Source organism: Streptomyces sp. NBC_00252 (assembly GCF_036187565.1).
Classification (GTDB): Bacteria; Actinomycetota; Actinomycetes; order Streptomycetales; family Streptomycetaceae; genus Streptomyces.
The window spans coordinates 6,135,699-6,149,653 of record NZ_CP108087.1; the positions used below are offsets into that span (position 1 = coordinate 6,135,699).

9 protein-coding genes and 1 rRNA gene are annotated in these 13,955 nt (G+C 68.9%); 7 read left to right on the top strand and 3 right to left on the bottom strand.

Features of this window, described 5'->3' with window-relative positions:
• Positions 1 to 7 precede the first annotated feature (7 nt).
• The 3 genes from OHT77_RS27205 to OHT77_RS27215 all read left to right on the top strand — a co-directional run bounded on the left by OHT77_RS27205 (position 8) and on the right by OHT77_RS27215 (position 3,510).
• Positions 8 to 1,135, top strand: coding sequence for an SIS domain-containing protein (locus OHT77_RS27205; protein WP_328831051.1), 1,128 nt, complete (start codon positions 8 to 10; stop codon positions 1,133 to 1,135).
• Positions 1,136 to 1,232: 97 nt separating this feature from the next.
• A complete protein-coding gene (gene manA, locus OHT77_RS27210) occupies positions 1,233 to 2,384 on the top strand; it encodes a mannose-6-phosphate isomerase, class I (protein WP_328831052.1) in 1,152 nt (383 codons plus the stop codon).
• 145 nt (positions 2,385 to 2,529) lie between these two features.
• Positions 2,530 to 3,510: a cation diffusion facilitator family transporter gene (locus OHT77_RS27215; protein ID WP_328831054.1), complete on the top strand. Its 981-nt coding sequence runs from the start codon at positions 2,530 to 2,532 to the stop codon at positions 3,508 to 3,510.
• Positions 3,511 to 3,574: 64 nt separating this feature from the next.
• On the opposite strand, the gene lepB is transcribed toward OHT77_RS27215, so the two are convergent.
• Entirely contained in the window at positions 3,575 to 4,252 is a 678-nt protein-coding gene (gene lepB / locus OHT77_RS27220) for a signal peptidase I (RefSeq protein WP_328831055.1), read from the bottom strand.
• 209 nt (positions 4,253 to 4,461) lie between these two features.
• On the bottom strand, positions 4,462 to 6,933 hold the full coding sequence (locus tag OHT77_RS27225; RefSeq protein ID WP_328831056.1) for a fructose-specific PTS transporter subunit EIIC: 2,472 nt from the start codon (positions 6,931 to 6,933) through the stop codon (positions 4,462 to 4,464).
• Positions 6,934 to 7,403: 470 nt separating this feature from the next.
• On the opposite strand from OHT77_RS27225, the gene ahcY reads away from it, so the two are divergent.
• Positions 7,404 to 8,861, top strand: coding sequence for an adenosylhomocysteinase (gene ahcY, locus OHT77_RS27230; RefSeq protein WP_328831057.1), 1,458 nt, complete (start codon positions 7,404 to 7,406; stop codon positions 8,859 to 8,861).
• A 177-nt stretch (positions 8,862 to 9,038) separates the two neighbouring features.
• On the top strand, positions 9,039 to 9,653 hold the full coding sequence (locus OHT77_RS27235) for a hypothetical protein (RefSeq protein ID WP_328831058.1): 615 nt from the start codon (positions 9,039 to 9,041) through the stop codon (positions 9,651 to 9,653).
• 45 nt (positions 9,654 to 9,698) lie between these two features.
• On the opposite strand, the gene OHT77_RS27240 is transcribed toward OHT77_RS27235, so the two are convergent.
• Positions 9,699 to 10,688 carry an RDD family protein gene (locus OHT77_RS27240; RefSeq protein ID WP_328831059.1) on the bottom strand — a complete coding sequence of 330 codons (990 nt, stop codon included), beginning with the start codon at positions 10,686 to 10,688 and terminating at the stop codon, positions 9,699 to 9,701.
• Positions 10,689 to 10,817: 129 nt separating this feature from the next.
• Between OHT77_RS27240 and OHT77_RS27245 the strand changes: the two genes are divergently transcribed.
• Positions 10,818 to 11,825 (top strand): stage II sporulation protein M, encoded by a 1,008-nt coding sequence (locus OHT77_RS27245; protein WP_328831060.1) that lies wholly within the window; start codon positions 10,818 to 10,820, stop codon positions 11,823 to 11,825.
• Between the two features lie 563 nt (positions 11,826 to 12,388).
• Positions 12,389 to 13,914 (top strand): 16S ribosomal RNA (locus OHT77_RS27250).
• Positions 13,915 to 13,955 lie beyond the last annotated feature (41 nt).

A 13,955-nucleotide genomic window follows, 5' to 3' on the forward strand; every position in this document is an offset into this window, starting at 1 on the left:
GCCGCCCATGCTCGACGAATCGCTGCTCGACACCCCTGAGGCACTGGCCGAGGCCGACCGACGGGCCCTGCTCCGCGGTGCCGCCGAAGCCGGTGCGAGGGTGCGCACCGCCGCCCGGCACGCCGCCGAGGCAGGCGTCCACGACCTGAAACCGGACGGCCGCCCCCGCGCCATCCTGATCGCGGGCCCCGGCGCCGCCGCGACCTGCGTCGCCGACCTGCTCGGCACCCTTGCAGGCGCCAGCAGCCCCGTCACCCGCCTCGCGCCCACCGGCGTCGCCCCCGCGGCCGGCGCCCTGCGCTGGGAACTCCCGGGCTGGGCGGGCTCCGTGGACCTCCTGCTGATCACCACCCCGGACGGCAGCGAACCCGGCCTGTCCCTCCTCGCCGAGCAGGCCTACCGCCGCGGCTGCACCGTCGTCGCCGTGGCACCCGGCCGCAGCCCCCTCACCGAGGCGGTGGACGGCGCCCACGGCCTCTTCGTACCGATGGCGACCGCACCGTACGAACACGACGAGCCCCTGGCCGCCTCCGCCCCCGGAGTCCTCTGGGCGCTGCTCACCCCGCTGCTCGCGATCCTGGACCGCACCGGGCTGCTCAGCGCGCCCCCGGAGGCACTGGAGAAGGTCGCCGACCGGCTCGACCAGGTCGCCGAGCGCTGCGGGCCCGCCGTCGCGACGTACAGCAACCCGGCGAAGACCCTGGCCTCCGAACTCGCCGACTCGCTCCCGGTGATCTGGACGGAGGGCACCTCGGCCGGTCCCGCGGGCCGCCGATTCGCCGCCGCGCTCGCGGAGTTGGCCGGCCGCCCCGCGCTCGTCTCCGAACTGCCCGAGGCGCTCGCCGAGCACAACGCCCTCCTGGCGGGACCGCTCGCCGCGAGCGCCGACCCCGACGACTTCTTCCGCGACCGCGTCGAGGAGGCACCCGCGCTGCACGCACGCGTGGTGCTGCTCCGGGACCGCCCGATCGGCGGCCTCACCGCCGCGCCCACCGCCCGTGACCTGGCCCTCAGCCACGACACGCCGATCAGCGAGCTGGAGCCGGAGGAGGGCGGCGAGCTGGAGACCCTCGCGGAGCTGATCGCCATGACGGATTTCGCCGCCGTTTACCTGGCGCTCGCCTCGGGCGCCTGATCTTGTCGTCGAAGCCCTGGCCGCCGCACACCGACGTACGTGGCGCGAATCCACGTCATCCCCACGTCGTACGCAGAGAGAACCGGTAGAGACCCGCATGGACCGCCTCGACAACACCGTCCGCCCCTACGCATGGGGTTCCACCACCGCCATCCCCAAGCTGCTCGGCGTCGAGCCCAGCGGTGAACCGCAGGCGGAGATGTGGATGGGCGCCCACCCGGGCGCACCCTCGCGCACCGCGCGCGGGACGCTCGTCGAGGTCATCGAGGCGGCCCCGGAGCGGGAGTTGGGCGGCAAGGCGGTCGCCAAGTTCGGCCCCCGGCTGCCCTTCCTGCTGAAGATCCTCGCCGCCGGCGCCCCCCTCTCCCTCCAGGTGCACCCCAACCTGGAGCAGGCCAGGGAGGGTTACGCCGACGAGGAGCGCCGGGGCATCCCCGTGGACGCCCCGCACCGCAACTACAAGGACGCCAACCACAAGCCCGAACTGATCTGCGCGCTCACGGAGTTCGACGGCCTGTGCGGCTTCCGCGACCCGCTGCGCGCCGCCGACCTGCTCGCCGGCCTCGGCGTCGACTCCCTGAAGCCCTACGTCGACCTCCTCCACGCACACCCCGAGGAAGCCGCCCTGCGCGAGGTCCTCACGGCGATCCTCACCGCCGACCCCGAGGAGATGCGCCACACGGTCACCGCGGCGGCGACCGCCTGCACCCGCCTCGGCGGCGAGTACGAGCCCTACGCCGACATCGCCCACCACTACCCGGGCGACCCCGGCGTGATCGCGGCCATGCTCCTGAACCACGTCCGACTTCAGCCCGGCGAGGCCCTGTTCCTCGGCGCCGGCATCCCGCACGCCTACCTCAACGGCCTCGGCGTCGAGATCATGGCCAACTCCGACAACGTCCTGCGCTGCGGCCTCACCCCCAAGCACGTCGACGTCCCCGAACTCCTACGCATCGTCGACTTCGAGGCGAGCGACCCCGGAGTGCTGCGCCCCGAGGCGTCCCCGGACGGCGAGGAGGTCTACGAGACCCCCATCGACGAGTTCCGGCTGTCCCGGTACGTCCTCCCCGAGGGCACCGGCGCCCACGACCTCACCCTCGACACCCCGCAGATCCTGCTGTGCACGGCCGGTTCGGTGAAGGCGGGGGAGTTCGAGCTCGGCCCCGGCCAGTCGGTGTTCGTCCCGGCGGGCGACCAGGCCGAGGTGTCCGGCGTGGGCACGGTCTTCCGGGCCACTGTGATCGTATGACCGGGCCTGTGGATACCTGACGAGCCGTCGCCGGGCGGGGCTGCAAGAATGACTCACCGGCAAAGGGCGGGCAAAGACGTCGGACGGCCCATCCGGGGCAGACGTCCGATGTAGACGTACGAAGGCGAAGGGACACCGCGAACACATGAGCGCGTCAGGCGGCACCAGGGCGATCGTGGCGGCACTCGGCGCCAACCTCGCGATCGCGGCATCGAAGTTCGTCGCGTTCGCCTTCAGCGGCTCGTCCTCGATGCTCGCCGAGGGCGTCCACTCCCTCGCCGACTCGGGCAACCAGGCACTGCTCCTGATCGGCGGCAAGAAGGCCCAGCGCGAGGCCACCCCCCAACACCCCTTCGGCTACGGCCGCGAGAGGTACATCTACGCCTTCCTCGTCTCCATCGTCCTCTTCTCCGTCGGCGGCATGTTCGCCGTCTACGAGGGCTACGAGAAGATCAAGCACCCGCACGAACTGGAGCACTGGTACTGGCCGGTGGGCGTCCTGCTCTTCGCGATCATCGCCGAGGGCTTCTCGTTCCGCACGGCCATCAAGGAGTCGAACGAACTGCGGGGCACGCACTCCTGGTCCCAGTTCATCCGCCGCGCCAAGGCCCCCGAACTGCCGGTCGTCCTCCTGGAGGACTTCGGCGCGCTCATCGGCCTGGTCCTCGCGCTCGGCGGCGTCGGCCTGGCCCTGCTCACCGGCGACGGCGTCTGGGACGGCATCGGCACCCTCTGCATCGGCATCCTGCTCATCCTGATCGCACTCGTCCTGGCCGCCGAGACGAAGTCCCTGCTGCTCGGCGAGTCCGCCGGCATCGAGGACGTCCAGAAGATCGAGGCCGCCGTCGTCGACGGCCACACCGTCACCGGCATCATCCACATGCGCACGCTCCACCTCGGCCCCGAGGAACTGCTCGTCGCAGCCAAGATCGCCGTCCAGCACGACGACACGGCCGCCGAGGTCGCCACCGCGATCAACGCCGCCGAAGCCCGCATCCGCGAGGCCGTCCCGATCGCCCGGGTCATCTACCTCGAACCCGACATCTACAGCGAGTCCGAAGCCACCAAGGGCCCGGACCGCGAAGCCACCCCCGGAGGCCCGGCCCAGCACCCCGCCGAGCACTGACTCCCTTCGCCACCACGGCAGCAGGGCCCGCCGAGACCTCCGACGGGCCCCGCCACCGCCCCGGCTAGACCCGCTGCACGGGCCACGGCGCCACCGGCACCACCCGCTGCCGCCGCCGTACGACGAACGCGGCGATGCCCAGGCCGATCCCGACCAGGGCCAGCAGGACCCCGCCGATGACGGCCACCCCGAGACCGGAAGCGACCGCACGGTCGCCGGTCACCCGGCCCCGGACGGCGGACTCGGCCACCGTGCCGTCGTGGTCGCTCGCGAAGAAACGCGAGTCCATCGAGTTCGCCCGGTTGTCGCCGAGCAGGAACAGCCGGCCCTTCGGGACCGTCACGTCGTACGTCTTGTGCACGCCGTCCACATCGCCCTGCTTCACATAGGGCTCCGCCAGCGGCTTGCCGTTCACGGTGATCCGCGCGGCCGTGCCCGAACCCGTGCAGCACACCACCCGGTCGCCCCCCACCCCGACGACCCGCTGCATCACGCTCGCGCTGAACCCGTAGCGGTCCGGCGCCGAGAACAGCACGACGTCACCGCGGTGCACGTCACCGCCGTCGACCTGCTCGTAGATGATCCGGTCACCCGGCTTGTACGTCGGCGCCATGCTCTGACTGCTGATGGTGGAACTGCCGTAGGAACTCCGCCCGTACGCGAACGCGCCGACCGCCAACACCACCCCCAACAGCCCCACCACGACCGCCGCGACCCCCAGTCCCCGCCCCTTGCCCGACATCGTTTCCCTCCCCATGCGGCACTTCCGCGGGGGCGAGGGTAACGGGCGTCCATGAACGGTCGGTGCGGGTCCGCGCCCCACGAGAGGCGCGGACCCGCACCGGCCGGGACCCGTCCGCGGACCAGGTCGCAGGCAATCGCCGACCCGGGTCATCGCCGCAACTGCGCGTGCCGGGCTCGGCGTCCGCTCCCGGATCCGTCGGACAGGCCCTAACCGACCTCGCTCAGCACACCGAGTACCGCCGACGCGTCCTCGGCCGCCGACAGCCGCTCCCTGAACCCGGCATCCATCAACTTCCGTGACAGCAGCGCCAGAATCCGCAGATGCTCGTCCCCGGCCGCCGCCTCAGGCACGGCGATCATGAACACCAACCGGGCCTTCGTACCGTCCAGGGAGCCCCACTCGACCCCCTCCACCGACCGCGCGAACCCGACCACGGGCGCACTCACCGCATCCGTCTTGGCATGCGGAATCGCGATCTCCTCCCCGAGCCCGGTCGTCCCCTGCGCCTCCCGCCGCAACGCGGTAGCCACCAACTCCTCGACGTCCACGACCTTCCCGGTCCGCGCCAGGAGACCGGCCATCTCCCGGATCACAGCCTCCTTGCCGCCAGCGTCGAGCCGCACCTTGACGGTCTGCTCGGTGAGATAGCCGGAGAGGACTTCGGGGACACCATCAGGGAGAGCCTCCGGGGAAATTCCGGGGTGGGCCTCCGGGGCGGGACTCACGGCGGGGGAGCCGGAAGCGGAATCGGACTCGTTACCGGACCTGGAACCGGAACCGGAATCGGCACCGGGGGCGCTTTCGGCGCCCGCCGAGCCGGAGTTGGCCGAGCCGGAGTTGGCCGAGCCGGAGTTGGTCGAGCCGGAGTTGGTCGAGCCGGAGTTGGTCGAGCCGGAGTTGGTCGAGCGGACATCGGCCGAGTCGGCGCTGCCCAGATCGGCCTTGCTCAAGTCACCGTTCGCCAAGCCCGAGTTGGCCGAACCGGAGTCGACCAGACCCGAGTCGGCCGAGTCATCGTCGACCCTGGCCCCAACGGCAGCCGCAGCCCCCGCACTTGACCTGCCCGACCCGCCCGTACCGATCACACCGCCCGCAGCCGCGCCCCCACGCGAAACCCGTTCCGCTACGACGACCCCGGCGCCCGGCACTCCGGACCCGACCCCCGCCCCGACCAACGCAGGCTCGGGTTCGCCCATACCGACAACGTGCCCCGCAGCCTCCCCGCGCCGCTTCCGCTCGCTCACGTCGACCAGCGCGACCGTCGTCACCGCCGTGACCGCCGTACCGATCGCGACCGCGACGAAGAACATCGGTACGCCGCTCACCGCGCCCAGCACCGCCACGATCGGTCCGCCGTGCGGCACCGCGTCCTTCACCCCGGCGAGCCCGGCGACCGCACCGGCCACCGCGCCGCCCAGCATGTTGGCGGGGATGACCTGCGCGGGCCGTGCCGCCGCGAAGGGGATCGCGCCCTCGGAGATGCCGAAGCAGCCCATGAACAGCGAGGCCAGACCGGTCTCCCGCTCCTGCTCGGTGTAGAGGCGTTGCCGTATCAGCGTGGCCAGGCCCTGGCCGAGCGGCATCACCGGGATCGCGGCGGCGCACATGCCCATGACGGACTGGTTGCCGGTCGCGATGAGCCCCGCGCCGAACAGGAACGCCGTCTTGTTGACCGGCCCGCCCATGTCGAACGCGATCATCAGCCCCAGGATCGTGCCGAGCAGGATCGCGCTGGTGCCGGTCATCCCGCCGAGCCAGCTGGTGAGGTGCTCGAACACCCAGGAGATCGGTTTCCCGATGACGTAGATGAAGAACAGTCCGAGCGCAGTCGTCGCCACGATCGGGATCACGATGATCGGCATGATCGGCTGGACGAACTTCGGGACCCTGACCTTCTTGATCCACAGCACCAGATACCCGGCGAGGAACCCGGTCACGATCGCCCCGATGAACCCGGCACCCGCCTTCGAGTCGTACAGCGAACCGGTGTTGGCGATCCAGCCGCCGATCATGCCCGGCACGAGCGCGGGGCGGTCGCCGATCGCGTAGGCGATGTAGCCGGACAGGATCGGCACCATCAGCGTGAAACCGATCACGCCGATGTTGTTCACGTCCATCCAGAAGGAGTCCTTCGGGATGACCAGGCCGCCGGAGGGGTCCGGGTGGCCGCCGAGCGACAGCGAGATAGCGATCAGCAGCCCGCCGACCACGACGAACGGGATCATGTAACTGACCCCGTTCATCAGCGCCTTGTACGCGACGCTCCGCTCCTTGCCGCCCGGCGCCGCAGCCGCCGCGGCCGTACCGCCCGCCGTGTGCACGGGCGCCGACCGCACCTGCTCGATCAGCCGCTCGGGATGCCGGATGCCCTCGGCGACCCCGACCACGAGGACTCGCTTGCCGGCGAAACGGCTCAGGTCCACGTCCTTGTCCGCGGCGACGATCACTCCGTCCGCGGTGCTGACATCGTTGTCATCCAGGACGTTTTCAGCCCCGATCGAACCCTGCGTCTCCACCTTCATGTCGATGCCGCGGCTCGCGGCGGCCTGCGCGAGCTTCTCCGCGGCCATGTACGTGTGGGCGATGCCGGTCGGGCACGCGGTCACCGCGAGCAGCTTCAACCGCTGCGACTCGCCTTCGCCGCGGCCCGTGGGGGGAGGGCCGGCCGTACTCGTCACGTCGTTCTCCTAACACCTTCGTCGCGCGGAACGCCGTCCCGGGCGTCCCGCAAGATCGACCAGAGACTCCTGATCACCGTGCATCCTGCAACATCCGACGCCCGACTCAAAGACACGGAAGTCCCAGGTCGCCGTCGTCCACTCCGCTCCTCCCACCGCTTTCGGGCACCCTGTCGCAGCTCCCCCGGAAACCCGATCCGACACCTGACGTCCGCTCGAGTTCGGCCGGATCCGTCCGGAGGCGGGCTGGGGGCGGCCGGGTCCACCGGTGTAGCTTGGGTGGGAGCCAGACGTCGCTGCTGATGGCGGTCGGGCGGTCCCACCGCGGACCGGCCGAGGGAGAGAGGGCCTCCGACGGACTGCGCTGCGCGTACGCGGGCATTCCTGTGCCCTCCTCCGGGCACCCCTGTGTCCGCCGCCGCGCAGACCAGCCGTTCCCACCTCGCCCCAACCCCGAGGAGCACCTCTCCATGACGACTGTCGACAACCGACAGGACTTCAAGGTCGCCGATCTCTCCCTGGCCGAGTTCGGCCGCAAGGAGATCACCCTCGCCGAGCACGAGATGCCCGGCCTGATGTCCATCCGCCGCGAGTTCGCCGAGGCCCAGCCGCTGGCCGGCGCCCGGATCATGGGCTCGCTGCACATGACCGTGCAGACCGCCGTCCTGATCGAGACCCTGGTCGCCCTCGGCGCCGAGGTCCGCTGGGTGTCCTGCAACATCTTCTCCACCCAGGACCACGCGGCCGCCGCCATCGCCGTCGGCCCGAACGGTACGCCCGAGAACCCCCAGGGCATCCCGGTCTTCGCCTGGAAGGGCGAGACCCTGGAGGAGTACTGGTGGTGCACGGAGCAGGCGCTGACCTGGCCGAACACCCCCACCGGCGGCCCGAACATGATCCTGGACGACGGCGGCGACGCCACGATGCTCGTCCACAAGGGCGTCGAGTACGAGAAGGCCGGCAAGGTCCCCTCCCTCGACACCGCCGAGTCCGACGAGCACCGCGTCGTCCTCCAGGTCCTGCAGCGCACCATCTCCGACGGCTCGCAGAAGTGGACCCAGCTCGCCTCGGAGATCCGCGGCGTGACGGAGGAGACCACGACCGGCGTGCACCGTCTCTACGAGATGCACCGTGACGGCACCCTCCTGTTCCCGGCGATCAACGTGAACGACGCCGTCACCAAGTCGAAGTTCGACAACAAGTACGGCTGCCGCCACTCCCTGATCGACGGCATCAACCGCGCCACCGACGTCCTCATCGGCGGCAAGACCGCGGTCGTCTGCGGCTACGGCGACGTGGGCAAGGGCTGCGCGGAGTCCCTGCGCGGACAGGGCGCCCGCGTGATCATCACCGAGATCGACCCGATCTGCGCGCTGCAGGCGGCGATGGACGGCTACCAGGTCACGACGCTGGACGAGGTCGTCGACAAGGCCGACATCTTCGTCACCACGACCGGCAACAAGGACATCATCATGGCCGCGGACATGGCCAAGATGAAGCACCAGGCGATCGTCGGCAACATCGGCCACTTCGACAACGAGATCGACATGGCCGGCCTTGCGCAGATCCCGGGCATCGTCAAGGACGAGGTCAAGCCGCAGGTCCACACCTGGACGTTCCCCGACGGCAAGGTCCTCATCGTGCTGTCCGAGGGCCGCCTGCTGAACCTGGGCAACGCCACCGGCCACCCCTCGTTCGTGATGTCCAACTCCTTCGCGGACCAGACCCTGGCCCAGATCGAGCTGTTCACCAAGCCCGAGGAGTACCCGACCGACGTCTACGTGCTGCCCAAGCACCTCGACGAGAAGGTCGCCCGCCTCCACCTGGACGCGCTCGGCGTGAAGCTGACCACGCTCCGCCCCGATCAGGCGTCGTACATCGGCGTAGAGGTCGAGGGCCCGTACAAGTCGGACCACTACCGCTACTGAGCCGGCGACCCCGCCGGCTGTGACCCCGCCCGCTGTGTCCGCGTCCGTGCACTGACGCGGCCTCAGCGGCTGGTACTCAGCAGCAGATCCTCCGAGGCAGGCCCCCGCACCCCCGTGCCGGGGGCCTGCCCCTTTGGTTCCGTTGGCCGGACCGGCCCGTCAAGACCCAGGACCCCGATGCCCCGCGGCCGTTATTCGCTCCACGATCCGCACGATCACACCCCCCTCGCCGACGAACATTTCCAGTGCGCCCCCGGCCCGTCCGGCTGGCGCTATGTCTCCCAGCTCACCGCCCCCTCCGGCGATCACAGCGGCTCCGTCGACCTCACGCTCGACGAACTCGGCCGCCCCATCCGGCTGGAGCTCCAGGCGGCGAGCTGGCAGGTGCGCGGCGCCGCTCTCGACGGCGTCACCTGGGTCCGCACCGACCCCACCGGCGCCGATGCCACCGAAGGCAATGTCCGCGCGCACGCCTTCACCGGCACCTCCCCTGCGTTCCTCATCGCCACCACCCGTCTCCTGCGCCTCACCCCTTCCACGTCCGCGACCCGCGTCCGCTTGGTCAGCCTCACGGAACCGGTCCTCGCCCCCCGCACCGTGGACCAGTCCTGGGCCTTGCTGAAAAGAGAAACACACGGCACTGACAACGGCCCTCTGACCGTGGACGAATACCAGGTCACAGCCCTGGACACGGGCGAACAGCACGCCGTGCACATCGCGGGGGACGTGGTCCTCGCGGCGCCGGGCATCGAACTGGAGGAACTGGAGTCGCCGCCGTCCGTCTTCGACTGAACGGCGACGATCCGAGCCGGTTGCCGGGGACGCGGCTGAGCCGCGTCAGGCGGGCGGCGCGAACCCGGTGGAGGGACGGGGCTCGGCGGGCGCCGGGTTCTGCGGCGCCGGCGGCTCGGGGCTGGGCGCGGCCTGACCGGCTTCCGCAGCTGCGGCAGGGGCACGCCAGACCGGGGGAGTGGCGCCGTACGACTGCTGAGGAGCCGGTGACGGCTGGAGCGCCGCGTGGCCGAAGGCCCCCGGCACACCGGCCCCGGGCCTGAACCCGCCGCCGGGTGCGCCCGCGCCGTTCCCGAAGGTCCGCCGCACGTCCCGCGCCTGCCGCTCCTGCACCACCGCCGCCAGATACGCGGCCGGCGGCACCCCCTGCGGAGCCGGAGCGCCCGTACGCGCCACGAGGTCCGCCGAGAGCCGCTCGGCCATGGCCCAGCCGACCTGCGGATCCAACTGGTGCATCCGCGTCAGGTACTGCCGGATCGCCAGCCACAGCCCGTCGGGAACGGCGGACAGATCGAGCTCCGAGAAACGCCCCGTCAGCCACGGCGGCGGCGGAGGCACGAACGCCGTCTGCCCGGCGGACACCCTTTCCCGTACGACCAGAGTGCCCGCGAACACATCGCCGAGCCGTCGGCCGCGCGCCGAGACGAGGGAGGCGATACAGGCGACCACACCGAACGTCATCAGGATCTCGATCACCCCGATCGCACCGCGCACCAACGCGTGCCGGAACCGGATCGGCCCACCGTCGTCCCGCACCACGCGCAGCCCGAACGCCAGCTTCCCCAGCGAGCGCCCGTGGCTCAGCGTCTCCACCGCTATGGGCCCGCCGACCAGCACCAGCACGAAGGCAGCGATCGACAGCGCGACCTGCGCGGCGTCGTCCAAGGAGCCCGTGGAGAACACCAGCACCACAGTGACGCCGGTGTAGGCGGCGATGGCCACGATCAGATCGAGCAACACCGCCAGCGCCCTGCTGGGCAGTCTCGCGGGGCGCAACTCCAGCGCCACCGCCTCGCCCGTCACCAGCTCACTCACGCCTGCCGCCCTTCCCCTGCCCTGCCCCTGGAACAGCCAGTCTGCCAAGCTGAGGGCACATCGTGCCCCAGTACGACAAGCTGATCCCCGGACCAGCGGTCGACGAGCAGCCGAGGAGCAGGCAACCAGATGGACCTCGACGTCTTCGTCTCGGCCCACCGAGCCGAGTGGGACCGCCTCGACGCACTGCTCCGCCGCAGGCGCCGCCTCAACGGATCCGAAGCCGACGAACTCGTCGCGCTGTACCAGCGCACGGCGACCCATCTCTCCCTGATCCAGTCGAGCGCCCCGGACCCCCAGCTCACCGGCCGGCTCAGCCAACTGGTGGCACGCGCGCGTAGTGCCGTGACAGGAACCCGTCGAGCCTCCTGGCGCGATGTCACACGCTTCCTGGGACACAGCTTCCCGGCCGCGGTCTACAGAGCACGCCATTGGTGGGTGCCTACGGCGTTGCTGTCGACCGTGGTGGCGATCCTCCTGGGCTGGTGGATAGGCACCCACCCGGAGGTGCAGTCCTCCATCGCGGCCCCGAGTCAGCTCCGCGAACTCACCCGCCCCGGTGGCGAGTACGAGACCTACTACTCCAGTCACCCGGCGGCGGCCTTCGCGGCGCAGGTCTGGACGAACAACGCAGAGGCCGCCGCGATGTGCCTGGTCCTGGGCGTCTTCCTGGGCCTGCCCGTCCTCTGGATCCTCTTCCAGAACATGCTCAACCTGGGAATAGGCATCGGCCTGATGTCGTCGGCGGGCCGGCTCGACACGTTCCTCGGCCTGGTCCTCCCGCACGGCCTGCTCGAACTCACGGCGGTCTTCGTGGCGGCCGGCACCGGGATGCGCCTGGGGTGGACCCTCATCGACCCCGGCCCACGATCCCGGCGCACCGCCCTGGCCGAAGAAGGCCGAGCAGCCGTGGGCATGGCCATCGGCCTGGCCCTGGTCCTGTTCATCTCGGGCGCCATCGAAGGCTTCGTCACCCCGTCAGGCCTGCCCACCTGGGCCCGCATCGGCATCGGCATCCTCGCCGAAGCAGCGTTCCTGACGTACGTCTACGTCCTGGGCGGTCGCGCCGTACGCGCCGGTGACACGGGCGACGTCGAGGAGGCCGAGCGCAGCTCCGAGGTGCCCACCGCCGCCTGATGTGCGGTCACTCCCGCTGAGCTGCTAGTCTCCTCTTCGCCCCACAGGAGCCGTTGACACGGACCGGTCGGGGAGGTAGATTCGAACAGTTGCCTAGAACTGGATCTGGTCCGGTCGGCGACAGTGAGTGTCTGTCTGCTTCTAGAAACTTCGATTTCGGAGAAGCCGCACTGCCGATGAATCGGAAAAGAACGGCCGGTCAATCCGGTCCGGAACTTCTGATAAAGTCGGAACCGCCGGAAAGGGAAACGCGGAAGCGGAAACCTGGAAAGCACCGAGGAAATCGGAACCGGAAACGGTCTGATAGAGTCGGAAACGCAAGACCGAAGGGAAAAGCCCGGAGGAAAGCCCGAGAGGGTGAGTACAAAGGAAGCGTCCGTTCCTTGAGAACTCAACAGCGTGCCAAAAATCAACGCCAGATATGTTGATACCCCGTCTCCAGCCATCACGGTTGGGGCGAGGTTCCTTTGAAGAAAATACACAGCGAGGACGCTGTGAACGGTCGGGCTTATTCCGCCTGGCTGTTCCGCTCTCGTGATGTATCACCGGATTACCGGTACACATTCACGGAGAGTTTGATCCTGGCTCAGGACGAACGCTGGCGGCGTGCTTAACACATGCAAGTCGAACGATGAACCACTTCGGTGGGGATTAGTGGCGAACGGGTGAGTAACACGTGGGCAATCTGCCCTGCACTCTGGGACAAGCCCTGGAAACGGGGTCTAATACCGGATAACACTTCGGGCCTCATGGTCTGTGGTTAAAAGCTCCGGCGGTGCAGGATGAGCCCGCGGCCTATCAGCTTGTTGGTGAGGTAATGGCTCACCAAGGCGACGACGGGTAGCCGGCCTGAGAGGGCGACCGGCCACACTGGGACTGAGACACGGCCCAGACTCCTACGGGAGGCAGCAGTGGGGAATATTGCACAATGGGCGAAAGCCTGATGCAGCGACGCCGCGTGAGGGATGACGGCCTTCGGGTTGTAAACCTCTTTCAGCAGGGAAGAAGCGAAAGTGACGGTACCTGCAGAAGAAGCGCCGGCTAACTACGTGCCAGCAGCCGCGGTAATACGTAGGGCGCAAGCGTTGTCCGGAATTATTGGGCGTAAAGAGCTCGTAGGCGGCTTGTCACGTCGGGTGTGAAAGCCCGGGGCTTAACCCCGGGTCTGCATTCGATACGGGCTAGCTAGAGTGTGGTAGGGGAGATCGGAATTCCTGGTGTAGCGGTGAAATGCGCAGATATCAGGAGGAACACCGGTGGCGAAGGCGGATCTCTGGGCCATTACTGACGCTGAGGAGCGAAAGCGTGGGGAGCGAACAGGATTAGATACCCTGGTAGTCCACGCCGTAAACGGTGGGAACTAGGTGTTGGCGACATTCCACGTCGTCGGTGCCGCAGCTAACGCATTAAGTTCCCCGCCTGGGGAGTACGGCCGCAAGGCTAAAACTCAAAGGAATTGACGGGGGCCCGCACAAGCAGCGGAGCATGTGGCTTAATTCGACGCAACGCGAAGAACCTTACCAAGGCTTGACATACACCGGAAAGCATTAGAGATAGTGCCCCCCTTGTGGTCGGTGTACAGGTGGTGCATGGCTGTCGTCAGCTCGTGTCGTGAGATGTTGGGTTAAGTCCCGCAACGAGCGCAACCCTTGTCCTGTGTTGCCAGCGTGCCCTTCGGGGTGACGGGGACTCACAGGAGACCGCCGGGGTCAACTCGGAGGAAGGTGGGGACGACGTCAAGTCATCATGCCCCTTATGTCTTGGGCTGCACACGTGCTACAATGGCCGGTACAATGAGCTGCGATACCGTGAGGTGGAGCGAATCTCAAAAAGCCGGTCTCAGTTCGGATTGGGGTCTGCAACTCGACCCCATGAAGTCGGAGTTGCTAGTAATCGCAGATCAGCATTGCTGCGGTGAATACGTTCCCGGGCCTTGTACACACCGCCCGTCACGTCACGAAAGTCGGTAACACCCGAAGCCGGTGGCCCAACCCCTTGTGGGAGGGAGCTGTCGAAGGTGGGACTGGCGATTGGGACGAAGTCGTAACAAGGTAGCCGTACCGGAAGGTGCGGCTGGATCACCTCCTTTCTAAGGAGCATCTAGGCCGCCAAGCTTGCTTGGTGGTCCAC

What these genes read in the sequence shown, in the direction of transcription:
- OHT77_RS27205 (WP_328831051.1), top strand. Translation starts at nt 8, where the DNA reads ATGCTCGACGAATCGCTGCTCGACACCCCTGAGGCACTGGCCGAGGCC.
- manA (WP_328831052.1), top strand. Translation starts at nt 1,233, where the DNA reads ATGGACCGCCTCGACAACACCGTCCGCCCCTACGCATGGGGTTCCACC.
- OHT77_RS27215 (WP_328831054.1), top strand. Translation starts at nt 2,530, where the DNA reads ATGAGCGCGTCAGGCGGCACCAGGGCGATCGTGGCGGCACTCGGCGCC.
- lepB (WP_328831055.1), bottom strand. Translation starts at nt 4,252, where the DNA reads ATGTCGGGCAAGGGGCGGGGACTGGGGGTCGCGGCGGTCGTGGTGGGG.
- ahcY (WP_328831057.1), top strand. Translation starts at nt 7,404, where the DNA reads ATGACGACTGTCGACAACCGACAGGACTTCAAGGTCGCCGATCTCTCC.
- OHT77_RS27235 (WP_328831058.1), top strand. Translation starts at nt 9,039, where the DNA reads ATGCCCCGCGGCCGTTATTCGCTCCACGATCCGCACGATCACACCCCC.
- OHT77_RS27245 (WP_328831060.1), top strand. Translation starts at nt 10,818, where the DNA reads ATGGACCTCGACGTCTTCGTCTCGGCCCACCGAGCCGAGTGGGACCGC.